This is a genomic window from Leucobacter sp. cx-328 (genome assembly GCF_014530035.1).
Classification (GTDB): Bacteria; Actinomycetota; Actinomycetes; order Actinomycetales; family Microbacteriaceae; genus Leucobacter.
This window is the reverse complement of record NZ_JACVMX010000009.1, coordinates 56,745-81,462: the sequence shown is the minus strand read 5'-3', so window position 1 is coordinate 81,462 and position 24,718 is coordinate 56,745. Positions and strand designations below refer to the sequence as shown.

The 24,718-nt window shown below is 60.6% G+C and carries 24 protein-coding genes and 1 tRNA gene; 2 read left to right on the top strand and 23 right to left on the bottom strand.

Annotation, left to right across the window (positions count from 1 at the left end; translation table 11 throughout):
* From secD to polA, 3 genes are all read right to left on the bottom strand, one after another.
* Nucleotides 1-1,776, bottom strand: coding sequence for a protein translocase subunit SecD (secD, locus tag ICL81_RS10325; protein WP_188034797.1), 1,776 nt, complete (start codon nucleotides 1,774-1,776; stop codon nucleotides 1-3).
* 54 nt (nucleotides 1,777-1,830) lie between these two features.
* A complete protein-coding gene (yajC, locus tag ICL81_RS10320) occupies nucleotides 1,831-2,238 on the bottom strand; it encodes a preprotein translocase subunit YajC (RefSeq protein WP_353055501.1) in 408 nt (135 codons plus the stop codon).
* Nucleotides 2,239-2,362: 124 nt separating this feature from the next.
* Entirely contained in the window at nucleotides 2,363-4,984 is a 2,622-nt protein-coding gene (polA, locus tag ICL81_RS10315; protein WP_188034836.1) for a DNA polymerase I, read from the bottom strand.
* Nucleotides 4,985-5,096: 112 nt separating this feature from the next.
* Here polA and ICL81_RS10310 point away from each other — a divergent pair, with 112 nt between their 5' ends.
* Complete coding sequence (locus ICL81_RS10310; RefSeq protein ID WP_353055506.1) at nucleotides 5,097-5,510, top strand: hotdog fold thioesterase; 414 nt, start codon at nucleotides 5,097-5,099, stop codon at nucleotides 5,508-5,510.
* 46 nt (nucleotides 5,511-5,556) lie between these two features.
* Here ICL81_RS10310 and ICL81_RS10305 read toward each other — a convergent pair whose 3' ends face one another.
* Complete coding sequence (locus ICL81_RS10305) at nucleotides 5,557-6,156, bottom strand: ANTAR domain-containing response regulator (protein WP_188024289.1); 600 nt, start codon at nucleotides 6,154-6,156, stop codon at nucleotides 5,557-5,559.
* Between the two features lie 67 nt (nucleotides 6,157-6,223).
* On the opposite strand from ICL81_RS10305, the gene ICL81_RS10300 reads away from it, so the two are divergent.
* Nucleotides 6,224-6,305 (top strand) — tRNA-Leu (locus ICL81_RS10300).
* Nucleotides 6,306-6,467: 162 nt separating this feature from the next.
* Here the strand turns inward: ICL81_RS10300 and ICL81_RS10295 are convergent.
* The 19 genes from ICL81_RS10295 to ICL81_RS10205 all read right to left on the bottom strand — a co-directional run bounded on the left by ICL81_RS10295 (nucleotide 6,468) and on the right by ICL81_RS10205 (nucleotide 24,713).
* Entirely contained in the window at nucleotides 6,468-6,662 is a 195-nt protein-coding gene (locus tag ICL81_RS10295; RefSeq protein WP_188034795.1) for a hypothetical protein, read from the bottom strand.
* A 50-nt stretch (nucleotides 6,663-6,712) separates the two neighbouring features.
* Nucleotides 6,713-6,979 (bottom strand): GlsB/YeaQ/YmgE family stress response membrane protein, encoded by a 267-nt coding sequence (locus tag ICL81_RS10290; protein WP_188034794.1) that lies wholly within the window; start codon nucleotides 6,977-6,979, stop codon nucleotides 6,713-6,715.
* A 137-nt stretch (nucleotides 6,980-7,116) separates the two neighbouring features.
* Nucleotides 7,117-8,583: a pyruvate kinase gene (gene pyk / locus ICL81_RS10285; RefSeq protein WP_188034793.1), complete on the bottom strand. Its 1,467-nt coding sequence runs from the start codon at nucleotides 8,581-8,583 to the stop codon at nucleotides 7,117-7,119.
* A 13-nt stretch (nucleotides 8,584-8,596) separates the two neighbouring features.
* Nucleotides 8,597-9,541 carry a prolipoprotein diacylglyceryl transferase gene (gene lgt / locus ICL81_RS10280; RefSeq protein ID WP_188034792.1) on the bottom strand — a complete coding sequence of 315 codons (945 nt, stop codon included), beginning with the start codon at nucleotides 9,539-9,541 and terminating at the stop codon, nucleotides 8,597-8,599.
* An 83-nt stretch (nucleotides 9,542-9,624) separates the two neighbouring features.
* Nucleotides 9,625-10,434 (bottom strand): tryptophan synthase subunit alpha, encoded by an 810-nt coding sequence (gene trpA, locus ICL81_RS10275; protein ID WP_251382082.1) that lies wholly within the window; start codon nucleotides 10,432-10,434, stop codon nucleotides 9,625-9,627.
* Nucleotides 10,431-11,684, bottom strand: coding sequence for a tryptophan synthase subunit beta (trpB, locus tag ICL81_RS10270; RefSeq protein ID WP_188034791.1), 1,254 nt, complete (start codon nucleotides 11,682-11,684; stop codon nucleotides 10,431-10,433). Before trpB (ICL81_RS10270) ends, trpA begins: the two co-directional genes overlap by 4 nt.
* 25 nt (nucleotides 11,685-11,709) lie before the next feature.
* A complete protein-coding gene (trpC, locus tag ICL81_RS10265; RefSeq protein ID WP_188024283.1) occupies nucleotides 11,710-12,480 on the bottom strand; it encodes an indole-3-glycerol phosphate synthase TrpC in 771 nt (256 codons plus the stop codon).
* A gap of 2 nt (nucleotides 12,481-12,482) precedes the next feature.
* Nucleotides 12,483-12,716 (bottom strand): DUF6704 family protein, encoded by a 234-nt coding sequence (locus tag ICL81_RS10260; protein WP_188024282.1) that lies wholly within the window; start codon nucleotides 12,714-12,716, stop codon nucleotides 12,483-12,485.
* A 120-nt stretch (nucleotides 12,717-12,836) separates the two neighbouring features.
* Nucleotides 12,837-13,442: a Trp biosynthesis-associated membrane protein gene (locus ICL81_RS10255; protein WP_188034790.1), complete on the bottom strand. Its 606-nt coding sequence runs from the start codon at nucleotides 13,440-13,442 to the stop codon at nucleotides 12,837-12,839.
* Complete coding sequence (locus ICL81_RS10250) at nucleotides 13,432-15,015, bottom strand: anthranilate synthase component I (RefSeq protein WP_188034789.1); 1,584 nt, start codon at nucleotides 15,013-15,015, stop codon at nucleotides 13,432-13,434. Before ICL81_RS10250 ends, ICL81_RS10255 begins: the two co-directional genes overlap by 11 nt.
* Nucleotides 15,016-15,055: 40 nt before the next feature.
* Nucleotides 15,056-15,415: a phosphoribosyl-AMP cyclohydrolase gene (hisI, locus tag ICL81_RS10245; protein ID WP_188034833.1), complete on the bottom strand. Its 360-nt coding sequence runs from the start codon at nucleotides 15,413-15,415 to the stop codon at nucleotides 15,056-15,058.
* An 8-nt stretch (nucleotides 15,416-15,423) separates the two neighbouring features.
* Nucleotides 15,424-16,188 (bottom strand): imidazole glycerol phosphate synthase subunit HisF, encoded by a 765-nt coding sequence (hisF, locus tag ICL81_RS10240; protein ID WP_188024279.1) that lies wholly within the window; start codon nucleotides 16,186-16,188, stop codon nucleotides 15,424-15,426.
* A 14-nt stretch (nucleotides 16,189-16,202) separates the two neighbouring features.
* Nucleotides 16,203-17,045, bottom strand: coding sequence for an ATP phosphoribosyltransferase (gene hisG / locus ICL81_RS10235; RefSeq protein ID WP_188024278.1), 843 nt, complete (start codon nucleotides 17,043-17,045; stop codon nucleotides 16,203-16,205).
* A gap of 25 nt (nucleotides 17,046-17,070) precedes the next feature.
* Complete coding sequence (locus ICL81_RS10230; RefSeq protein ID WP_188024277.1) at nucleotides 17,071-17,334, bottom strand: phosphoribosyl-ATP diphosphatase; 264 nt, start codon at nucleotides 17,332-17,334, stop codon at nucleotides 17,071-17,073.
* A gap of 54 nt (nucleotides 17,335-17,388) precedes the next feature.
* Nucleotides 17,389-18,051 carry a ribulose-phosphate 3-epimerase gene (gene rpe / locus ICL81_RS10225; RefSeq protein ID WP_188034788.1) on the bottom strand — a complete coding sequence of 221 codons (663 nt, stop codon included), beginning with the start codon at nucleotides 18,049-18,051 and terminating at the stop codon, nucleotides 17,389-17,391.
* Nucleotides 18,052-18,134: 83 nt separating this feature from the next.
* Nucleotides 18,135-19,631 (bottom strand): transcription antitermination factor NusB, encoded by a 1,497-nt coding sequence (locus ICL81_RS10220; protein WP_188034787.1) that lies wholly within the window; start codon nucleotides 19,629-19,631, stop codon nucleotides 18,135-18,137.
* The gene (fmt, locus tag ICL81_RS10215) at nucleotides 19,628-20,542 is read right to left on the bottom strand and encodes a methionyl-tRNA formyltransferase (protein WP_188034786.1); all 915 of its coding nucleotides are present in this window, start codon (nucleotides 20,540-20,542) and stop codon (nucleotides 19,628-19,630) included. Before fmt ends, ICL81_RS10220 begins: the two co-directional genes overlap by 4 nt.
* A 664-nt stretch (nucleotides 20,543-21,206) precedes the next feature.
* Nucleotides 21,207-22,418: a tryptophan synthase subunit beta gene (trpB, locus tag ICL81_RS10210; protein ID WP_188034785.1), complete on the bottom strand. Its 1,212-nt coding sequence runs from the start codon at nucleotides 22,416-22,418 to the stop codon at nucleotides 21,207-21,209.
* A gap of 189 nt (nucleotides 22,419-22,607) precedes the next feature.
* Nucleotides 22,608-24,713 carry a hypothetical protein gene (locus ICL81_RS10205; protein WP_188034784.1) on the bottom strand — a complete coding sequence of 702 codons (2,106 nt, stop codon included), beginning with the start codon at nucleotides 24,711-24,713 and terminating at the stop codon, nucleotides 22,608-22,610.
* Nucleotides 24,714-24,718 lie beyond the last annotated feature (5 nt).

Below are 24,718 nucleotides of genomic sequence, written 5' to 3'. Positions count from 1 at the left end.
TTAGCCCTCCTTACCAGCAGCTGCAAGATCAGCAGCCTTGCGTTCTGCGATCGTCTGACGCCGTTCTGCTTCGTTACGGCTCTTCGCAACCTTTTTACCTGCGCCCTTAGCTGCCACCACTGGCTCACGGAACTGCGCGCGCCCTCGGTATACCGCGCCAAGCTGCTGGGGGTTCAAACCAGATGCGGGATGACCCGACTGGTAGAACTTCGTCCGCGAGAGTAGCACGAGCATCGGGTGGGTGAACAATGCGATTACGAGCACGTCGACAATGGTCGTCAGACCGAGCGTGAACGCGAAGCCCTTGACGTTGCCGACAGCGAGAATGAACAGAATAAGCGCGGCAAGCAAGTTGATGCCGTCAGAAGCAAGAACCGTCCGGATCGCGCGCTTCCAGCCGTTCTCTACCGCACGCTCGATCGGGTGACCATCGCGTAGCGCGTCACGGATGCGTTCGAAGTAGACAATGAACGAGTCTGCAGTAAAGCCGACCGCGACCACGATACCCACGACGCCCGCGAGCGAGAGTCGGTACCCCTGACGCCACGAGAAGAACGTGAGAAGCAGGTACGTAAGCACGGCTGCGATCGCGAGAGAAGCAATCGTCACGGTACCGAGCAAACGGTACTGGAACAGCGAGTAAACGACGACAAGGAGCAAACCGATGAGGCCTGCGAGCAGGCCTGCCTGGAGCTGGTTCGCACCGAGCGTTGCAGAAATATCTTCCTGACTCTGCACGGTGAAGCCAATCGGCAACGCGCCAAACTTCAGCTGATCTGCGAGCGTTGCAGCGTCTTCCTGGGTGAAGTCACCCGAAATAGAAGGCCGGCCATCGAGAATCTGTGCCTGCATTGCAGGCGCGGAAAGCACACGACCATCAAGCACAAATGCGAACTGGTTCATGGGAGCAGGCTGACCAAAGAGGCGGGTGCTGATCTCACCAAAGACTTTGGCCCCCTTCTTGTTCATGGTCATCTGAACAACCCACTGGCCGTTCGATGCGCCCGAGTTCGTAGTGCCCATCTGCGAAGTCGCATCAGTGATGACGTCGCCGCTGAGCTCGACAGGGCCAAGAATGTACTTCTGGAGACCGTTCGAATCACAGGTAATGAGCGGACGATCCTTTGGCATCTCTGCCGCGTTCAGAACTGAGTCATCCATACAGGTGAACTCGAGGAAGTCGGCCTGTAGCTGCTCGGTAAGCCAGGCAGTGTCGCCTGCGCTTTCAGGGATCTGCTCCGGGTCTCGGGCAGCGATCTGCTCTTCAGTCGTCGGCTTCGGCGCGTCTGCTTCTTCACCATCTACCGCAGCATTTACCTCGGTGTCAGCAGCCTCAGCGGTCTGATCAGTCTGCAACTCTGCAAGCTGATCTTCCGTGAGGCCTGCGGCGATTGCAAGCACCGGCCGGAACTCAAGGTTTGCCGATGCTTCAATACGCTTCAGCGTAGCTTCGTCAGCTTTACCGGGGATCGCAACCGAAATGTGGTTGCTGCCCTGAGTAGTGATTTCAGCCTCGGAAACGCCAGAGGCGTCAACGCGCTGGCGGATGATCGAGACAGCCTGGCTCAGCTGCTCACCGCTGACCGCCTGGCCATCGGTTTGATTTGCAGCGAGCAAAATCTGGGTGCCGCCCTGGAGATCAAGGGCAAGCTTCGGGGTCCACGTCGCGTCACTACGGAAAACTCCGAGCGTGATCAGGCCAGACAGACCAACAATGAGGACGAGAAGGAAGACGAGCGAACGCCTCGCCTTCTTGACGGCAGGGGATGACGCCATGAGTGCGCTTTCGCTTTCAATAGGAGATGCCGGGCCGAAGCCCGGCATCAAGAGTTACTTCGCCTGATCGGCGCTGTCGTCGTTGCCTGAGGTCGTATCACCGTTCTCAGGCTGAGCTGCTTCAGAGTTCTCGATACGCTCACCGAATGCAGGATCATCGTCAGGAGCGAGTTCGCTCTCTGCCGCGTCAACCGGTGCTGCCTCAGTGGGAGCAATGATCTGGCTTACCGCCTGACGGTGAACTACGAGCGTGGTCGAACCGCTCGTTACCGTAACCCGGTTGTTCTCTTCATCAATCGAATCGATGGTTGCGTAGATGCCGCTCGAAAGCATTACCTCAGCGCCGGGGCGCATGTCGTTCTGCATCTGCGCTGCGGCTGCCTGACGCTTCTTCCCGTTACGGAACATGAAGAAGATGAGCACGGCAATGAGGCCGAACATCACGATTGAAATGGGATCCACCCTGAAGGTCCTTCCGAGAAAAGAATTCCGCGCAAACGCACGGTCCATTTCAGTCTATCGAGAAAGGGGCTGTGAGAGGCTACAGATTTCTTCCCTCACAGCCGACACGAAAATGTGACTATCTCTAGTGTGCTGCGGCATTCCAGTTGGGGCCGGTTCCGACCTGCACTTCGAGCGGTACCGAGAGATCTGCGGCATTTGCCATTGCCTCGCGAACGAGCGTTTCCAGCTGTGCTTCTTCACCAGGAGCGACCTCAAACATCAATTCATCATGAATCTGCAGGAGCATGCGCGACTGCAGTCCAGCCTCTGCGATTGCCTGCTCCACGCGAATCATAGCGATTTTGATGATGTCGGCGGCCGAACCTTGAATTGGTGCGTTCAGGGCAGCCCGTTCCGCATTCTCACGGAGGATTCGATTCGGACTCGCAAGATCCGGGAATGGACGTCGGCGACCGAAGATCGTCTCAGTGTACGTATCGGCCTTCGCTTGTTCTACAACCGCACGCAGGTAGTCTCGCACTCCACCAAATCGCTCGAAGTAGTCAGTCATCAGCTGCTTCGCCTCGCCCGCAGTAATACCGAGCTGCTTCGAAAGCCCAAACGCGGAGAGACCGTAGGCAAGGCCATACGACATAGCCTTCACCTTTGAACGCATTTCATTCGTCACCTCTGCTGGTTCGACGCCAAAGATGCGTGAACCAACAAAGCGGTGCAGATCTTCACCTGCGTTGAAGGCTTCGATGAGCCCTTCATCGCCCGACAGGTGAGCCATGATTCGCATTTCAATCTGCGAGTAGTCAGCAGTCATGAGCGTGCTGTCCTGCGGCTCGTGGATGAAGCCTTCACGAATCCGACGGCCCTCTGCAGTGCGGACCGGGATGTTCTGGAGGTTAGGATCCGTCGAAGCCAGACGGCCCGTACTCGCCCCCACCTGAACAAGGGTGGTGTGGATACGAGAGTCGTCGTCAACGGCCTTCATGAGGGTCTCAACGATTTGGCGAAGCTTGTTCGCGTCTCGATGCTCGAGGAGCGCGTCAAGGAACGGGTGCGGCTGTCGCTGTTGCAGATCTTGCAGTGCGGCCGCATCGGTGGTGTAACCCGTGCGAGTCTTTCGGGTCTTTGGCATGTCGAGTTCTTCAAAAAGCACCTGCTGCAGCTGCTTCGGTGAAGAAAGATTCACCTCATGCCCAATTGCAGTGAACGCGCGCTGTTCAAGTTCAGCAACTCGAGCACGGAGTTCGGTGTCATGCGCTTCAAACAGCGGCAGATCAACTGCGACACCTCGAGTCTCAAGCGCAACAAGAATCGGCAGCAGCGGGAGCTCGATGTCGCGGTAGACCGAACCGGTGCCCTCCGAGAAACGACCGACAATTGCCTGATGCACGCGAGCGACATACCAGGCACGCGCGTCGACGCCGGCATTTTCGTCTTCGTTAGGCACCAGCTGGTTCGGATCAGGTGTAGGAATCTCTTCCCCGAGGTAGCGGAACACCGCTTCAGCGAGGGTCTTCTCAGCAGCTGACGGCCGGAAAAGCCACGCAGCAAGAAGCGCATCTCCAGAGATACCCGAAAGCTCCACGCCGACGCCTGCTGCGATGCGCATGTGTGCCTTCGCGTCAAAGAAGACCTTGGGAGCGTCAGACGACAGCCACTCCTCAAACTGGCAGTAGTCACGACCGCCAGGCTGCCAGGTGAATTTCACCGTCGCTTCAGTCGTGGCCAGACCCACTTCAATCACGCTATCAAGCGGAGCGAACTCAACTGCGGGAGAGTCGGATTTCGCGAGCCAGTCCCCCAGCTCTTCGTCGATGAGCAGTTTCGCCTCAGGCAGCTGAGGAGCAAGTTCAATGGTGGTCGCGGCAGCCCCGACTGGAACCTCGGTGCCGGCAAGCTTTGCAACTCGCTGAAGCAAAGTTCGGAATTCCAGCTTCGCAAATACGGGCTGCACCTGGGCAATGTCGAGTTCACCGCGGTCGAGCTCGGGAAGCGTGACCGGCAGCTCAACGTCACGCACGAGCCGGTTCAGTCGGCGATTACGCTCAGCCAAGTGCGCGTTTTCACGCAGGCTCTCTCCGACCTTGCCAGTGACCTCGTCTTGCCGACGCAAGATCTCTTCAAGCGAACCAAACTGATTGATCCACTTCACTGCAGTCTTTTCGCCAACACGAGGAATGCCCGGCAGGTTGTCGCTGGTCTCACCGACGAGCGCCGCAATCTCGGGATATTGCTCTGGCCGGACGCCGTATCGCTCCATCACCTTTTCTGCGTCGTACCGCGTGAGCTCGGTCACGCCCTGCTTCGACGGGTATAGCAACGTGACATTGTCATCGACAAGCTGAATAGTGTCGCGGTCGCCGCTCACCACAAGCACACGATACCCAGCAGCGGAGGCCGTCGTCGAGAGCGTCGCGAGAATATCGTCGGCCTCGTAACCCTCTTTCTCAATGGTCACGATTCCCATCGAGTGCAGGGCCTCCTGCAACAGCGGTATCTGTCCTTTGAACTCGGGCGGCGTTTCACCACGCGTGCCCTTGTACTCGGGGTACTCCTCCGTGCGGAAGGAGTGACGTGAGATGTCAAACGCGACCGCGACCGCGTCAGGCTTCTCGTTGGTCAACAGGTTGATGAACATCGCAATGAAGCCGTGCACTGCGTTCGTGTGCTGACCCGTCTGAGTCTGGAAACGATCGACGGGAAGCGCATAGAACGCACGGAAGGCCAGCGAGTGACCATCTACGACCATGAGGGTAGGCTGAGTTTTCGACACAAATACAGCCTACAAGTCACCGCCGACATTCGAAACGGTGACGCGACGCAACGCCGAGAGGAAGCCTTTGAGCGAGCAGAACAACCTCATTCCAGAACCAGAGGGCGCAGGAGAAAACTTTATCGCCTGGCGAGGCCTCGGCGCCCTCGCTGACAAAATGGGCATCAAGGTGACCGAGTTCACCCGCGACCGTGCAGTTGCAACGATGCCGGTCGAGGGCAACACACAGCCAATCAATCTCATGCACGGTGGCGCGTATGTCGTGATCGGCGAGACTCTGGGATCCATGCACGCGAACTACGTAGCGCCTGCTGGCAAAGTCGCAGTTGGCGTCGATATCAACGCCACCCACACAGGTTCTGCGGTGAGCGGATTGGTAACCGCCGTTTGCACGCCGATTCGTCTCGGACGAACGCTGACCGTTCACGAAATTGTCGTCACTGATGAGCGTGGTCGCCGGTGTTCAACCGTGCGGATCACAAACGTCTACAAGGAACTGTAGAAATGAAAAAGCCCCGCTGATGTGCGGGGCTTTTTCATTTCGAGGATTAGTCCTTCTTGGCACCAAGCTGATCGATAATGGTCTTTGCGACGTCCTGCATGGTCAGCCGGCGATCCATTGATGCCTTCTGGATCCAGCGGAATGCCTCGGGCTCCGACAGGCCCATCTTGTCGTTCAGAATACCCTTGGCGCGGTCAACGAGCTTACGCGTTTCGAAACGCTCAGCAAGATCGGCAACCTCGTTCTCCAGGGTGACAATCTGCTGGAAGCGCGAAAGTGCGATCTCAATCGCGGGAATCAGGTCAGCAGGAGTGAAGGGCTTCACAACGTAAGCAAGCGCGCCTGCCTCCGTTGCGCGCTCAACCAGCTCGCGCTGGCTGAATGCGGTGAGCAGCACAACAGGAGCAATGTTCTCCTTGTTGATCTGCTCAGCGGCCGAGATGCCATCAAGCTGAGGCATCTTCACGTCCATGACCACGAGGTCGGGACGAAGCTCCTTGACGAGTTGCACCGCGGTCTCACCGTCGCCAGCTTCGCCAACAACGTCATAGCCGTTGTCGCGCAGCGTCTCGACGATGTCCAAGCGAATCAGTGATTCATCTTCCGCGACGACGACGCGACGCGGAGTGCTGCTCAATTCAGTCATGCGCACAATCTTACTCCCTCAGTCTGCGCAAAACCGGTGCGCCAATGCGATACAGTATTTTCCATAGGCCGGATTGGTGGAATTGGTAGACACGACGCACTCAAAATGCGTTGCCGAAAGGTGTAAGGGTTCGAGTCCCTTATCCGGTACAAAATACTCAGGGCTCCTGTGCGTAACACGAAGTTACGTACAGGAGCCCTGAGTCGTTTCTCCGGCCATGAGGCGAGTGAAGCGCTACTAAACCTTGCGAAAATTTCACTCATTGAGGGGTCGTGTCGACCATCCGTTCGACGCGACACGCTGAATGGCCGCTAATCACGAATTTCTTTTTTCACCTCGTTTTTCATTCGAACCGCATCGCGATGAGCCTCAGCCTTTTTCACTTCAGCTTCTGACTTGAGTTCTTCCATCTTGTCTTTTGCGCGGTCTACGCCGTCTTCAACAGCCTTGCCGACTTTTTCGGCTGCCCCTTCTACGGCATCCTTTGCGTCTTCTAGAAACCCCATTGTTGCCTGCTTTCGTTGAGAACAAATTTACGATTCACACCAAGTGGCGTTCACTCGGCTTTCTTGCGACCAGAGAATAGTCCCCAGATCAATAGCACGAGGATAGCGCCGCCAATAGCCAGTGCCCAGGTCTGCAATGACCAAAACTCCTCGAGCGGCGCGCCAAAGAGGAACGAGCCGAGCATGCCCCCGAGCATGGCCCCGACTACTCCGAGTAGCAGTGTCGCAAAACACCCACCGCCCTGCTCCCCAGGAAGGATCGCCTTGGCGATTGCACCAGCGATCAAGCCCAGAATCAGAAATGCGAAAAATCCCATGTTTCCTTCTCCTTTCGGGTGTTCACTATTACACGCCTCGACTCGCGTTGCGTCAACCCTTGTTCTCAGCATTCCCAGGGCAAAAGAAAAAGGGGCCGCACACTCTGTGTACGACCCCTGCAAGAAATCTTGCCTAATTACTTCCCGCGACCAATCACATGCTTGCGCGGACGCGCTTCGGGCAATGCACCCGTAGACTCACCCATCCGGTGAATACGAAGGGTGTTCGTGCTGCCAATGATTCCAGGAGGGGAACCAGCAACAATGACGACCTTGTCGCCGACATTCAAGCGCTCAACTTCTAGGAGCACCTCGTCAACCTGCTCGAACATGCGGTCCGTGCTGTCAACGCGGGGTACCTCGTAGCTACGTGCACCCCAGGTCAGCTCCATGCGGCGACGCACATCTGGGCTGGGTGTGAAACCGAAGATGGGCACCGGAAGACGCAGGCGCGAGATGCGCCGTACGGTGTCACCAGACTCCGTAAAGACGCAGATTGCGCGAGCCTCGATGCCGCGAGCGACATCGCCTGCCGCCTTCGCGAGAACACCGCCCTGGGTGTGGGGCTGCGTACCGAGCGGCTCGATGCGATCAAGCGCATGGTCCTCGGTAGCACTAATGATGCGGTCCATCGTCGCGACTGCTTCGACCGGGTACGCGCCAACACTCGTCTCGCCCGAAAGCATGACTGCGTCGGCACCATCAAGGACCGCGTTCGCGCAGTCTGATGCTTCCGCACGCGTCGGACGCGGGTTCTCAATCATCGACTCGAATACCTGAGTTGCCACGATGACCGGCTTCGCGCTACGACGTGCCATCGCGATGGCCTCAGTCTGCACAAGCGGAACCTGTTCAAGCGGAAGCTCTACGCCAAGGTCGCCGCGAGCCACCATGACACCGTCAAACGCGTCAACGATCTCCTGCAGGTTTTCAACGGCCTGCGGCTTTTCGATCTTCGCGATCACGGGAAGTCGGTAGCCTTCTTCGTCCATGATCTCGTGAACACGGGTGATATCTGCGGCGTCACGAACGAACGAGAGCGCGATGTAGTCGGCGCCGAGCTTCATAGCCCAACGAAGATCTTCTTCATCCTTATCGGAGAGTGCAGGAACGTTCACAGCAACACCGGGAAGGTTGATTCCCTTGTTGTTGGAGACAGCGCCAGGGATCTCAACTACCGTGTGCACGGTGTCCTCGGTCACCTGAGTCGCACGCAGCAGAACCTTGCCATCGTCAACGAGTAGCGGATCACCGACACTCACATCGCCAGGCAGCGCCTTGTGTGTGGTGCCGCAAATCGTGCGGTCGCCGATAATGTCACGGGTCGTAATCGCGAACTCATCGCCAACCTCGAGCTCGTACGGACCGCCCTCGAACTTGCCAAGGCGAATCTTCGGTCCTTGGAGATCAGCGAGAACCGCAATCGGGCGTCCGACCTCGATCTCGGCCCGACGGATGTTTCGATACACGCCCTCGTGCACATTGTATGTGCCGTGAGACATATTCAGTCGAGCAACATTCACACCAGCTCGAATGAGATCGAGGGTGTTGTCATAGTTGGAGACAGCTGGTCCCCAGGTTGCAACAATCTTGGCGTGGCGCATGAGAGGGCCTCCCTTAGTTCTGCGAACTTGCGGCCACGGCTTCGTTGGAGCCATGGTCAAGAATGTGGTGGTATGCCTCAGCATCATTGGTCGAGGCAAGCACCGCGTCGGTCGGGTTCATGCGACCCGGCAGGTATACCGAGGTCTCAAGGCCGACGTGACGACGACGGATGACGAAGAAGAGGACCACTCCGGCGAGAACTGCTACCCAAGCCGCAAGAACGTTGGTACGCATGCCCAGGAACTGCATGCTCGGATCAACGCGCAAACTCTCGACGATGACGCGACCAAGGCCGTACCACACGAGATAGAGCGCGAAGAAGCTGCCCCAACGGAGCTGCGCACGCTTCTCGATCGCCAACAGGACGACGATGCCAAGGATGTTCCAGAGCGCTTCGTACAAGAAGGTCGGGTGGAACAAGGTTCCCTCGGGCAGTCCAATCGGGAATGCGGGATTCAGCGGGCTGATCTCAAGGCCCCAAGGCAGGGTCGTGGGGCCACCAAAGAGCTCATGGTTGAACCAGTTACCCAGGCGCCCAACTGCCTGCGCGAGTAGCAAGCCAGGGACCAGCGCGTCTGCAAATGACAGGAAGCGAATACCAGTAAGTCGCGACGCAATAAGCACACCGAAGGCGCCACCAATCAGCGCGCCAAAGATAGCGATGCCACCCTTCCAGAAGGCAAGCGCATCGAGCGGGTTACTGCCAGGGCCGAAGTAGTCACCGAAGTGCGTAAGCACGTGATAGACGCGTGCTCCGACAATGCCGAACACGAGCGCCCAAACGACGAAGTCGAGCACTGCACCGCCTTCACCGCCGCGAGCCTTCAAACGACGGCCGGTCCAGATGGCCGCAAGAATGATGCCAATCAGAATGCACAGCGCGTACATCCGAATCTGGAAGACACCGAGTTCGATGAACTGAAAATCGGGGCTGGGAATGCTCAGCGGGAGAATCATTGACTCCTCTTTCACCGACGAACGGTTCGCCGGGATCTTACGTCGGGCTGCAAGGAGCTTTCCCGCAGCGGAACAGTTTCAGCTTATCGCAGCGTGCCCTGCGAAATCTCGCGAGCTACCTCAGAAAGCCCTTCGACTCCCCCGTCACGCAGCGCGCGCACAAGGGCGGTGCCCACGATTGCGCCACTCGCGTAGTCGAGAGCAGCAGACACCTGGTCAGCATTTGAGATGCCGATACCAACGCACGGGAGTTCAACACCAGCGGCACGAAGACGACCGGTGAGGACACGGGCCGCGGCATCGAGCGATGCGCGCTCACCAGTGATTCCCATCGTCGAAACGGTGTACACGAAGCCAGTCGAACTGTCACGAATAAGTTCGATGCGCTCATCTGTCGAGGTCGGTGCCGCAAGGAACACGCGATCAAGACCGATCCGCTCACTGACAGCGATCCACTCTGCTGCCGCATCAGGCGTAATGTCAGGCGTAATCAGCCCGGCTCCACCAGCAGCCTTCAGGTCTTCTGCGAAGCGCTCGACGCCGTACTGCATCACGGGATTCCAATATGTCATCACCAGTACCGGCGTATCGACAGCATCGGTGATTCGGCGAATGGCCGAGAAGAGGTCGCGTAGCTTAAACCCGTTTGCAAGCGACTGACGAGTCGCTGCCTGGATGATTTCACCATCCATGACGGGGTCCGAGTATGGAACGCCAATTTCAAGCACGTCTGCGCCATTACGAGCGAGCGCAATTGCGGCCTCGACACTGGTATCGAGATCAGGGAAGCCGGCGGGCAGGTAACCGATAAGGGCGCCACGTCGCTCAACGTTTGCACGGCGAATTGCCTCAGAAACCTGAGATCCGCCATTCAGATCAGTCGAAGTGCTCAACCGATGACCTCCGAATCAGAAGCGTCGAGCAGGTCAAAGTACCGGCCTGCAGTAACCATGTCTTTGTCGCCGCGGCCAGAAAGGCTCACAAGCACGATTTCATCAGCCGGCAGTTCAGCAGCAAGGCGAAGCGCACCCGCGAGTGCGTGCGACGACTCGATCGCAGGAATAATGCCTTCAGTCTGGCTCAAGGCGCGAAGCGCATGCATTGCCTCGGCATCGGTGGCGGGGATGTACTCTGCGCGACCAATATCAGCAAGCCACGCATGAGCGGGGCCAACACCGGGGTAATCAAGACCAGCGGAAATTGAATGGGACTCGATGGTCTGGCCATCCTCGTCCTGGAGCACATAGGTACGTGCGCCGTGCAGAACACCGGGCGTCCCACGCTCAATCGAGGCAGCGTGCTGGTCGGTGTCTACTCCCTCGCCTGCAGCCTCGACGCCGTAGAGCTTCACATCAGCATCATCGAGGAATGCGTCGAACATACCAATTGCGTTCGATCCACCACCGACGCAGGCGACAACGGCAGCAGGCAGCTTGCCAGTCTTCTCCTGCAACTGAGCGCGAGCTTCCTCGGAAATAATCTTCTGGAAATCGCGAACCATTCCAGGGAACGGGTGTGGGCCAGCCGCAGTGCCGAAGATGTAGTTCGTACGCTCAACCGTGGCAACCCAATCTCGGTACGCCTCATTAATGGCGTCCTTGAGGGTGCGAGAACCTGCAGTCACCGCGACAACCTCCGCACCGAGAAGGCGCATACGTGCAACGTTGAGCGCCTGGCGTTCGGTATCGACCTCGCCCATGTAGACGGTGCAGTCAAGGCCGAAGAGTGCCGCGGCTGTCGCCGTTGCAACGCCGTGCTGGCCAGCCCCGGTCTCAGCGATCACACGAGTCTTGCCCAACCGCTTAGTCAGCAGCGCCTGGCCAAGAACATTGTTGATCTTGTGCGATCCGGTGTGGTTTAGATCTTCACGTTTGAGGAAGATACGCGCGCCGCCCGCAAGCGCCGCAAAGCGGGGAACCTCCGTGATTGGCGAAGGGCGCCCAGCGTACGAGAGGAGAAGCTCAAGGAGCTCTTCCTGGAAGGCAGGATCAGCCTTCGCCTCCTCGTACGCTGCGCTCAGCTCGTCAATCGCGGCGATGAGCGACTCAGGCATGAACCGCCCGCCGTATTCGCCGAAGAATGGTCCGTGTTCATCACGAAGGCTACGCGGTTCGCGAGCCTTACCAGGTGCCTGGTCTGTCATCTAGAGTTGCCCCATTGGTCTAGCTTTAAACGTTCAAATATGACTGCAGCGTAGCGATTGGGTCATTCGTCACGAGGGCCTCGCCAACAAGGATTGCGTCAGCTCCGGCCTGCCGGTAGTGCTCCACGTCAGCGACGCTGAGAACCGCAGATTCTGCGAGGCGTACTGCCCCAGCGGGAATCTGATCCGCAACACGACCGAAAAGATCGCGGTCCAGCTCGAAGGTACGCAGATCACGCGCGTTTACGCCGATGAGCTGGGCGCCCAGATCAACCGCACGTGCCACCTCGTCGGCCGAATGGGCCTCCACAAGCGGCGTCATGCCGAGCTGAAGGGTGAACGCATACAGTCGTTCAAGAAGCGGCTGCGGAAGCGCAGCCACAATCAAGAGCACCAGGTCGGCACCCGCTGCGCGGGCTTCGAGGATCTGGTACTCCTCACCGATGAACTCCTTACGGAGCACCGGGATACTTACTGCCTTACGCACAGCCTCAAGGTCGGCAAGCGAACCCTTGAACTTGCGCTCCTCAGTGAGGACGCTCACTACACTCGCGCCACCAGTTTCATACTGTGCGGCAAGAGCATGCGGCTCGGGAATGTCAGCAAGAGGCCCGCGCGACGGGCTCGCGCGCTTCACCTCTGCAATCACCTTGATGTGATCAGCAGGGGCGAGCGCTGCGAGCGCGTCAAGCGCGGGCACGCGTGCGAGTGCTTCGGCTTCAACAACCGAGAGCGGTCGAGTGAGGCGGCGCGTAGCCGCGTCCTCGAGGGAACCCGCAAGAAGCTGCTCAAGCACTGTTAGTCGTGCGACTTCGGAACGTACTTAGGGCCGTTCACTCCGTAGCCCGCCTTCGAGATGATCCAGCCGAGGATCAGGCCGAAGGCAACAACGCCTGCGCTGACCCACACCATGGTGGGCATGTGCAGGAAGAAGAACACGGTTCCGGCAGCAATGCCAAGCAGCATCACAATTACCGCAGTCCATGCTGCGGGGGAATCTCCGTGACCAGGGTCACCGTTCTGGGTGCTCATGAATCTCCTTGTAGACAAGCTCGTACCCGGGCGGATACGTACTGGGTCAGTCTATCGGTACTCCCAGCTTTCTCCCAAAGTTGCGGCGGCGCGTCATTTTCGCCCCACATCTATGGTCACTTATGGCGTGGAAAGCGTGGGATCTTCGCCGTCACTCAACGCGTCCCAATCAGAGATGCGGTCGGGGCCGGCTGACTTCTTTACCTCGGGCTTGCGCGATTTTTCTGCCCCACTCGCGTACTTCCGGTCCCCTGCGCCCCAGTTCCCCGAGACGAACAACGCCACGATTCCGAGGATGGCAATAAGCACGCCAGCGACGATGACCACGATGGGCCAGACCGTTGTCGAGGCGACGATCACGGTCTCAACAGCGTCGCCAGAGAGACCGGTGAGCTCGGTTGCGGTACCCCGCACCGCGGCAATCGGATCATTCAGCACACTGAATCCACCGTAAGCAATTCCAGCCCCGAGCAGCGCGATGAGTACCGCAAGCACGCGTCTGAACACCGATCCAGCAATCGCCAAGACCAATGCCGCGACAAGCGCAGCAACACCTACGGGCGAAAGCGCCGGGTTGGCATTATGCCCAGAAACAGTTCCGATGCCGATCTCACTATCGACACCGAGCTGGGTGATGTCGAACTGGACCCATCCCTGCGAACCGACGATGAGCGATCCGCCACCGAGAACGGCAATCGCCAGGATGAGTGTCCACTTATTCCGCATGCTGCGCCTTCTCCTCCGCTGCTGCACGCAGCGAGTTCGCGATGGCAACGGCGCGCAGAGGCGCAGCTGCCTTGTTTCGGCATTCCTCGTCCTCGCTTGCGGGAACGGAGTCTGCCACGATACCTGCGCCAGCTTGAATCATTGCGACGCCGTCCTTGATGGTGGCAGTGCGGATCGCGATAGCAAGATCCGCCGCCCCACCGAAGCCGAAGTACCCAACGACACCGCCGTACACTCCGCGTCGCACCGGCTCGAGCTCATCGATGATCTCGAGCGCGCGCGGCTTGGGTGCGCCAGAAAGGGTTCCCGCGGGGAATGTGGATCGGAAGACATCAATCGGGCTGTTGCCATCAGCGATCTTGCCCTCGACGCTCGACACAATGTGCATGATGTGGCTGAATCGTTCGACACGCATAAACTCAGTGACCTCGACCGATGCCGGATCACACACTCGCGCCAGGTCATTGCGCGCCAAATCGACGAGCATGAGGTGCTCCGCTCGTTCCTTTTCATCGGCGAGTAGATCGCGCTCAAAGAACTGGTCCTCGTCAACGGTCGCACCACGCGGTCGCGAACCAGCAATCGGGTGCGTCATTACATCGCCTGAGGCCTGAATGGTCACGAGCGCCTCCGGGCTCGAGCCAACGACGGCAAAGGGTTCACCGTCGGAATCCTCGAGCTGCAGTAGGTACAGGTACGGGCTCGGGTTGAGATGGCGGAGCACGCGATAGACATCGAGCGGGTCAGCAGTGCACTCCTGATCGAAACGCTGCGACGGTACGACCTGGAAGATATCGCCGTCAACGATGTGCTTTTTAGCTTGCAGTACCGCGGCCTCAAACTCGGGGCTGGTGGTGAGGCGTGCCGGATCCGCCACTGCATCACGGTCAATCGTATTGAGCGGCGAGGCGAGCGGCTCAGCGAGCGCAGCCTGCAACGCGTCGAGTCGTGCCTGCGCGTCAGCCCACTGCGCATCAGCATCAGCATCAATGCCAGCGCCCGACTCCCCCAGCACCGAATCGTTCAGCACGTTGGCGAGCAACACGACCGATCCTTCGCGGTGATCAATCACCACGAGTTCGGAAACGAAACTCAACCCTTGTGAGGGCAGGTTCGATCCTGGCTTCGTATTCTCTGGCAGATTCTCGAACTGGCGAACGGTCTCCCAGCCGAGGTATCCGACGAAGCCGCTCGCGAGCGGGGGAAGGTCGGGATCGTGCGGCGCGCGCCAACGATCGTAGACCGCGCTCAGCGCGGCAACGGGGGCGAGCGTCGATACGCCGCCAGGAAGCAAACGCTCCTCGGTCAGCTCCGACCCGCGCGGATGCCAGGCAGCCTTGCCGTCGCGCTCGCTCAGCACGCCGAAGGAGCCTGCTCCTACGAAACTAAAGCGAGTCCATACGCCACCCTGTTCGGCAGATTCCAGGAGGAACGTGCCGGGGCGCGAAGCCGCGACCTTTCGGTAGATGCTGACGGGAGTGTCTGCGTCTGCGAAGATCTCACGGCGAACGGGGATTACGGACTGGGTAGCTCGCGCTACATCAAACGCTGCGCGGGTGGTCGTCGAGTTCACGGCTCCAGCCTAGCGCGGACCATGCTCTTAAATCGCAGAGTTACGCAACAGAAGAGTCACCAACGACAACTTCGACGTCGCGGTCGTCAAAACAGGTGCGACTGCCTGTATGGCACGCAGCACCAATCTGCTCAACCCGAATGAGGAGGGTGTCGTTATCGCAGTCTGCCGCCACGCTCTTCACGTACTGACGATGCCCGGAGGTATCGCCTTTTCGCCAGTATTCCTGGCGCGACCGCGACCAGAACGTCACGCGGCCTGACTCGCAAGTGCGGCGGATCGCCTCAGCATCCATCCACGCAAGCATGAGCACGGCGCCCGACTCGTCGTCCTGGATGATCGCCGGGAGTAGGCCGTCAGTATTGAAGACGGTAACCTCGAGCAGTTCAGCCGCGGTCATCTGTGCGCTCACAGTCGCACCAAGTGTCCTGCATCAGCAAGCGCCTGCTTGACCTCAGCGATCGTAAACGTGCCGTAGTGGAAGACCGACGCAGCAAGCACTGCGTCTGCACCAGCGTCAACCGCGGGTGCGAAGTGCTCAAGTTTGCCCGCGCCGCCCGAGGCGATGAGCGGAACGCTCGCGACCTCACGCACAGCGCGAATGAGCTCGAGATCGAACCCGTCACCCGTACCGTCGGCGTCCATCGAATTAACGAGCAGCTCGCCAGCGCCACGCTCTACGGCGTTACGGCACCACTCGATTGCGTCGAGGTCGGTCTCTCGCTTGCCACCGTGTGTCGTGACCACAAAGCCAGAGGGCATCCGCTCGCTGCGGCGCACGTCGAGCGACAGCACGATGACCTGTGAGCCGAAGCGGTCGGCGATTTCGCCGATGACATCTGGGCGGGCGATAGCGCCGCTGTTGATGCCAACCTTGTCGGCACCGACGTCTTGCAGTCGAGCAACGTCTTCAGCTGAACGCACACCGCCACCTACGGTGAGGGGAACGAACACCTGTTCTGCGGTCTGACGCACGACATCGTACGTGGTCGAACGGTCATCGACCGTTGCCGTCACGTCGAGGAACGTGAGTTCGTCAGCACCCTCGAGCGCGTACTTTGCCGCAAGCTCGACCGGGTCACCCGCATCGCGCAGGTTGAGGAAGTTGACGCCCTTCACGACGCGGCCGGCAGCCACGTCGAGACACGGGATGACGCGAACAGTCGTAGCCATACGAGGTGCCCTTCTTACAGACGTGCTGCGTGGATTGCGGTCACGAGAATGGCGCGTGCGCCAAGGTCGTACAGCTTGTCCATGATTTCGTTTGCGTCAGCAGACGGCACCATGACTCGCACAGCAACCCAGCCTTCGTTCCGCAGCGGCGAGACGGTCGGCGACTCGATGCCGCCAGCGATCTCGACTGCAGCCTCAAGCTTTGCAACCGGGAGGTCGTAGTCCATGATGACGTACTTGCGTGCGACGAGCACACCGCGGAGGCGGCGCAGCAGGCGCTCAATGCCGGGGTGCTCGGTCGGGCCGCCGATAATTAGCGCGGTCGAGTCGAGAATAACCGGACCGAAGATCGAGAGACCGGCAGCGCGCAGCGTTGCACCGGTTGACACGACGTCTGCAACAGCGTCTGCAACGCCGAGCTGCACAGCCGACTCAACGGCACCGTCAAGCTTCACAGTGGTGGCGTTGATGCCACGCTCTGCGAGGAAGTTACCTACGAGTACCGGGTAGCTCGTCGCAACGCGCTTGCCCTCGAGATGCTCAATCTCTGAGATCTCGCTGCCAACGGGCGACGCGAAGCGGAAGGTCGAGTCAGCAAAGTTGAGCTCTGCGATCTCGGTTGCGGCCGATGCCGAATCGAGGAGCAGGTCGCGGCCGGTGATTCCAACATCGAGTGCGCCTGAACCGACGTAGGTCGCGATGTCGCGGGGACGCAGGTAGAAGAACTCAACGTCGTTTTTCGGATCAGCTTGCACGAGTGTGCGGCTGTCACGGCGGCCGTTGTAGCCGGCTTCTGCGAGCATTGCAGAAGCGGTTTCGGACAACGAACCCTTATTGGGAATAGCAATGCGAAGCATGAGTTACAGCGCTTCTTTCGTGTGTTTAGAGGTGACGGTAGACGTCTTCAAGACTGATGTTCTTCGCGAGCATGAGTACCTGCAGATGGTAGAGCAGCTGGCTAATTTCTTCCGCGCACTCGTCATCCGACTCATACTCAGCAGCCATCCAGACCTCTGCCGCTTCTTCAACGATCTTCTTACCGATCGAATGGACGCCCGCATCAATGCGTGCGACGGTGTCACTGCCTTCTGGGCGGGCAGCAACCTTTTCTGAGAGCTCGGTAAAGAGTGTTTCGAAGGTTTTCACAGTCACCAGCGTATCGCAGTCGGATTCAGAAATTTGACAGTGGGTACCGCGAGCTTAGTGGCGGTGTGCCGCAGCCGCGACGCGGAGGTCTGCGATCCGCGCCTCAGGAACGCCACCGTACACTGCCGAGCCAGCCACAAAGGTGTCTGCTCCAGCCTCTGCTGCAATGCCGATCGTATCGACCGAAATGCCACCGTCGACCTGCAGCCAGACATCAAGACCAAGCTTTTTCTTTGCCTCTGCAAAGCGACGCAGCTTGGGCATCATGTCGGGCATGAATGACTGTCCACCGAAACCGGGCTCAACGGTCATAACGAGCACCTGATCGAACTCGGGAAGGAGCTCAAGGTAGGGCTCGGGGTCAGTGCCGGGCTTCAGGGCGATGCCTGCGCGAGCACCGATGTCGCGGATCCGGCGCGCGAGCGCAACGGGATCAGTCGCGGCTTCGGCGTGGAACGTCACTGAGTACGCACCGAGCTCTGCGTATGCAGGAGCGTGCTTATCAGCATCGGAAATCATGAGATGCACATCGAGCGGAATCGGCGACACCGCCTGAATGCGCTCAACAATGGGCGGGCCCATCGTGAGGTTCGGAACGAAATGGTTGTCCATGACGTCAACGTGCACGAGATCCGCTGAACGGATTGCCTCGAGCTCGGACTGCAGGTTCACGAAGTCGGCCGAAAGGATGCTGGGATTGATGCGCTGCTCAGTCACGGGATCAATCTTACCGTGGAATAGCAAAGTGCGGACGCGGGTACACCCACGTCCGCACTTCTCACACGGCAGGCCTTCCCGACTTACGCCGTGCGCTCGAACAGCGCGATAAACATCGCATCGGTGCCGTGACGGTGCGGCCACAGCTGCACGCTCTTCGTTGCACCTGCGAGATCGATCTCACCGCGTGACTCTCGGCGGATCACTTCCTTCGCATCGAGTTCCGAGATGTTCTCGTGGCGACCGCTCCAGCGCTTGATCGCGACGCGGGTCTCCGCAAGGTGCGGTGAGCAGGTCACGTACGCGAGTACACCGCCAACAGCGAGGTGCTCGAATGCCGCGTCGAGCAGTTCGCCCTGCAGGTTTGCGAGCTCGGGAATATCTGAGGGCGCCTTGCGCCAGCGCGCCTCCGGGCGGCGGCGAAGCGCCCCCAGGCCAGAGCACGGCGCGTCGACGAGGATACGGTCGAAACGAGCTTCGGATCCGCCGTATGCCGAATGGTCGCGGCCGTCGTGCGAAACAACCTCGACGGCTTCCTCAACGCCTGCAATTGAGCGGCGCACGAGATCGGCACGGTGGGGCGATACCTCGTTTGCGCGCACGGTGACATTCTCAGCGGTGAGTGCCTCTGCGCCGAGAAGTGCGGTCTTGCCGCCGGGGCCGGCGCACAGATCGAGCCAGCGCTCCCCCGTCTCGATAGGACGCACACGCGTGAGCGCGAGTGCAGCGAGCTGCGAGCCCTGATCCTGTACGCGGAGATAGCCCTCGCGAACGCCAGCCTTCGCAATCACGCGGCCGGGATCGCCACCAGCGAGTTCGAGCCCGGTCGGCGCGAAGCCAACGGTCTCGAGATCCTCACGCTCTGCGGCGAGCGCGTCGGGCGTGACGTCTGCGCCTGGCAGGAGGGCGAGGCTGACGCGGGGTGATGCGTTGTCTGCTTCGAGAAGGGTGTTGATTTCGTCTGCGCGGCCCTCGAGGGTGAGGGCGTCGCGGAGTGCGCGGACGATCCATACCGGGTGTGAGGTGCGTGCGGCGAGTGCTTCGTCTGCGTTGGGGGCGTCTGCGGTAATGCGTTCGTCCCACTCTGGGTTGTCTGCGCGGCCGATTTGGCGGAGGACGCCGTTAACGAATCCGTCTGCGCCGCGGTTGGCGACGTGGCGCTGGAGTTCGACGCTTTCGTTGACGGCTGCGTGTGCCGCCGTGCGCATGCCAAGCATTTGGTGCGCGCCGAGACGAAGGACGTTGCGGGTGCGCGGGTCGATGTCTTCGATCTTGCGCTTTGCGGCGAGCGCGATGATTGCGTCGTAGCGGCCGCGCCAGCGGAGCGTGCCTGACACGAGCTCGGTTGCGAGTGCTGCGTCGCGGCCGTCGAGTTCTGCTTCGCGGATACGTGCTGGGAGCGCAAGGTTGGCGTATGCCTCGCGATCTTCGACGTCTCGGAGTACGTCGTATGCGACGAGTCGTGCTGGCGAGATGCGGGGCTTGCGGGCCGGGCGGTCGTCGCGCTGGTTTCGGTCGTCACGTCGCTGACGATCGTTGCGTGCGGGGCGGTCGTTGCGGTCGTTGTTTCGCTGGTTCATGCGAGGATCGTTGCTTCCTGTCGGCCACGGAGCCAAGCATCTGCTGCCATGGCGGGCTTACCCGCTGGCTGTACGGTTACGAGTTCGAGTGCGCCATCGGTGAGCGCGAGAAGTGCAGTGCCGTTCACGAGGGTGACGGTGCCTGGCTCTCCCTGTGCGGTGAGTGTAGTGGGTTGGATCGCCTTCAGCTTGATTGCATGCTCCCCCAGGAGGGCATATGCACCCGGCTCGGGGGTGACACCCGCCCACCTAGCCAGTACTGCGGCTGTGGGCTGGCTCAGGTCAAGTTTGCCGTCTTCACGGGTGAGCTTATGCGCGTAGCTGGCCTCCCCCTCCTGCGGTGTACCTGCCCCTGGGGTCTCTGCCAACACCTGTACGGCGCGGATCAACGCTGCAGTGCCAAACTCAGCGAGCTCGGTCAGCGCTTCTCCAGCGGAGGTGCCCTGCGGGAAAGTCTTTGCGTCACGGGTGAGGACATCACCCGCGTCGAGTGCTGGGACGAGGCGGAACACGGTCACTCCGAGATCCTGCTCCCCTGCCATGAGCGCACGCTGCACGGGTGCAGCTCCACGCCACCGCGGGAGGTCAGAGAAGTGCAGGTTGATCCACCCATTGGTGGGCGTATCGAGCAACGCCTGACGGACAAGTCCGCCATACGCGACGATGACACCGAGATCTGCTTCGAGGGTCTTCGCCCACTCGGTCTCTGCATCACCGAGCTGGTTCGCTTTCAGCACCGGGAGCCCGAGCTCCTCAGCCACTGCTGCGACGGGCGACGGCGTGAGTACGCGCTTGCGACCGAGCGGGGCGTCCTCACGAGTGATGACACCCGCAACGTCGTGACCCGCAGCCACAAGGGCGCGGAGACTCGGGACTGCGAACTCTGGGGTTCCAGCAAAGATGATGCGCATTGTTCTATTGTCTCAGGTCTTCCCCGGTCGCCTCTGCCCACCTGCCCAAACCCCGCGAAACAGGGCCGCTCCCACGGGCAAACCACTCGAAACAGGCACCTGCCACATGCCAACCTGCCGAAATGGGCACTTTCTGTCGAGACGGGCCGTTTCATACGCGAGAAACACCCCATCTCGAGAGAAACGCCCCTTTTCGGCGTTGTTCGAGTGTATTCGAGGGCCTGTGGCGGTGTTCGGGTCATCGATACAGGTCGCACCGACTGCGTGTTGAGAGTTTGGTGGCGCGATAGCGCCGCTTCCCCATAGGGATGGCGGCCGCCGCAGGAGGCCGCACCGTCGAAACACCCTTGTTTTGTCGAGATCGAGGGTTTCCGACGCATGAAAGGGCCCATCTCGGCAGAACGGAGCCGCCTCACGGGGTTGGCGGGATGTGCGGGTTGGCGGGATGTGCGGGGTGTGGGGTACCACCCCGCAACGCGGAGTCCGGACATACACGTGGGGCGCGGGTCCGAGTTTCCGGATCCGCGCCCCACATACGTGCGCGTGCACGAGTCACCTCGTCGAGACATGGCCGTTCTCCCGAAACAGGGGGTTTCATACACATGAAACGGCCCGTCTCGACAGAAACTGCCGATCTCGCAGGGTCGAGCGCCAGGGCGCTGAACTATGCCTGGCGCAGACGCTCCGCAACGAAGTCAACGTCCTTGTCGCCGCGACCCGAGAGGTTCGCGATGATGACCTGGTCCTTGCCGAGGGTCGGTGCGAGTTTGATCACCTGTGCGAGTGCGTGCGACGACTCAAGCGCGGGGATGATGCCTTCCGTGCGGGTGAGCTGTTGGAACGCATCGAGCGCCTCAGCGTCGGTGACCGACACGTACTCGACGCGGCCGAGCTCTGCGAGGTGCGCGTGCTGCGGGCCGACACCCGGGTAGTCGATGCCCGACGCGATCGAGTGCACGGCTGAGGGCTCACCATCCGCATCCTGGAGCACGACCGTGCGCATGCCGTGCAGCACACCGGGAGTGCCAAGCGTCATGGTTGCTGCGTGGCGGTCAGAGTCGAGGCCCTCACCTGCGGGCTCGACGCCCTGGATCTTGACCGACTCGTCATTCAGGAAGGCGTCGAAGAGCCCCATAGCGTTCGATCCGCCGCCGACTGCAGCAACGAGGTAGTCAGGAAGCTTGCCTTCTTCAGCGAGAATCTGCTCGCGTGCCTCACGGCCGACCACCGACTGGAAGTCGCGCACCATCGACGGGTACGGGTGGGGTCCAACGACCGAGCCGATTGCGAAGAAGTACTCTTCGGGGTTTGCAGCGAAGACGCCAAATGCCGAGTCAACGGCCTCCTTCAGGGTCTTGCCGCCTGCTTCAACCGAGACAACCTTTGCGCCGAGCAGCTCCATGCGCACGACGTTCGGGTGCTGCTTTGCAATATCGACCGCACCCATGTGGATCTCGCACTTCAGACCGGTGAGCGCAGCCGCGGTCGCGAGCGCGACGCCGTGCTGCCCCGCACCGGTCTCAGCGATGAGGGTCTCCTTACCCATACGCTTCGCGAGAAGTGCTTCGCCGAGGCAGTGGTTGATCTTGTGTGCACCGGTGTGGTTCAGATCTTCACGCTTGAGGTACACCTTTGCACCACCGAGCTTTTCGGTGAGGTTACCTGCGAAGTACAGCAGTGAGGGGCGGCCGACGTACTTTGAAAGAAGCGCCTGATACTCCGCTATGAAGGCCGGGTCATTCTTGGCCTCGTCGTATGCACGTGCGACCTCAGCGATGGGCTCAACGAGGAAGGGAGGCAGCTCTGCCCCGCCGAAGTCGCCGAAGAAACCACTTGCGTCTGCGCGGTAGATGGAAGTTGATGTCGTATCGACCATGATCGATGACTCCTTGTTGTTGGGACCCGCCACCGGGTCGCGTAACAAAAAGAAAACACCGCCCCTGGCGAGGCGGTGTCGGTTTCGTTGTTTTTTAGCTCACGAACGGGCACGCCTTCAGGCGTGCCACCACTGACGATTCATAAGCATGCGTGAAGACTATCACGGCAGACGGGACGACCGTCAACGTTAGCCATCGAAGACGCCTCGATCATCAAAGCGCAGACGCAGCGCCTCGGGTCGAGCGCGACCGGGAGCGCTTTTGCCGCGGGCCTTTGACGACCCACCAGCCGCATCTGCGACCAATGCACCACGCAACCGCTTTGCGATCTCGCCGCCCCGGTTGTAATCGAAACGCACGATCGCGCGGCTGAGCTGCGGCGAGCCAGGCTCAGGCGGCAGCGCAGTTGGGCCGAGCACGTCGTAGCCGGTGACCGCGGGATTCTTCTCAAGGGTGTCGAGCGCGCGGTCAATTTCGGCACGGCCACCAGACACGCTCACGACGCGCACCGCTGGCGGATACCGCAACTGCTGGCGATCGCGCAGCTCGTGCCGGAGCCACTCCTCGGTACGTCCAGACACGAACGCCTGCACGACATCGCCACCACCTGACGCCATGATGCACACCCCGTCGGGGCTCGCGAGCGCAGCGGCGTTCTCCCACCAGCGCAGGCAGTCTTCGCCCGCGCGCAGGTGCGGGAGACCGAGCAGGCGCTCAGCGTCAAGCAGCACTACCGCACGGTAGCCGCCTGCAGCGAGCGGCTCAGCACCGCGCGTCGCAACGACAAGCGCCGGGCGCGCATCAACGCTCTCGCGCGGGTGTTCACCGTCACTCAGCAGCACCCGGAAGCCCTTGAACTGCTGTTCAAACTGCTCGACCGTGCGGCCTGAACCCATGCCGCGTTCCTGCAGCTGGCGACCGTCACAGGTCGGACACTGCCACTTCACCGGAGGCTCACCGCACCAGCGGCACGCGGCACGACCGGCGGCGCGGAAGCCAATCGGCCCCGCACACGCCCCACAGCGCGCAAGGTCATTGCAGTCGGCGCACACGGCGACGGGCGCGTAGCCCGCGGTCGCCACCTGCACGAGCACTGGACCGGTGCGTAAGGCCTTACGGATTTCGCGCGCGACAAACTCTGGCACACGACCGGCAAATGCGTCAGGCGCGAGCGCAGAGTCGGCGTGCACAACACGCGTACGCCGCGGCGGATTAACTTGCGCGTCAACGTAGCCAATCTCGATGAGTCGCTGCACATCGGTGCTACGGGCGTGCGAGGCAAAGAACAGGCCTGCACCGCTCTGACCTGCACGCACGAGTGCGGCGTCACGCGCGTGCACGTAGGGCGATAGCGGTTCGGCCAGCAGAGGGTCGCCGTCGTCCCAGAAGACCACGGCACCAAGATCATGTGCCGGCGCATACACGGCGGATCGGTTGCCCGCGATAATTCGAGGGGTCTTGTCGAGCGCGCGCAAGAAGCTCGCGTATCGCTCACCGTTCGACTGCCGGGAGTCAACGCGCACGGTCTCGTCGTGGCCGATCGCCGCGAGCGCATCGAGCAGCTGATCTTGATCACGGTAGTCGGGAGCGACCAGAATAATGCTCTTGCCCTGCGCGTAGACCTCTACCGCGAGCTTGGCGAGCTGCAGCGCCCAACCACCAACCCACTCGCCAGTTTCGAGGCGTTCAGGGCCGTGCGAAACAGTCATCGCGAGCCGAGCACCAGAGCACAGTTGGGTCGCGATCCGCGCCTCCGTGGAGGCTTCGGCTTCGGCGGTCACGTCACCACCGAGCGGCAGCTCCGCGGGAGCAGTCGGAGCTGCGGGAGCGCCCTGGGCGGCGGTACCGGCCTCGCCCTCTGGGCTCGCGGCGGCGGCCTCAGCAGCCGCAATGCCTGCCGCGATGTGCTTCTTCTCCACGCGCACCTGACGCCCGGGAATCGCGAGTCGCAGAATGTCACCAGCGGATCCGCCTGCGCGATCCGCTACTGCACGTGTAAGTTGCCACACCTCGGGCGTCAGCAACGGGACATCACCGACGAGATCGGTGATGGGTGAGAGCTGGCCTTTGAATTCGCTTGCTGTAGCGAACCCAATGACCCACCCAAACGTGTTGCGACTGCTTGACCTGAACGGCACCCGGATTCGCTGGCCGACCTTGATGGTGTCGACTAACTCCTCCGGGATGCCGTAGTCAAAGAGATGGTCGAGTTGCGGCAGCGCTGAATCCAGCAGTACCTGCGCAACCCGTCTCGTGCCGGGCGCCTCTGCCAGCTGACATGAACACCCGGTCATGCTGA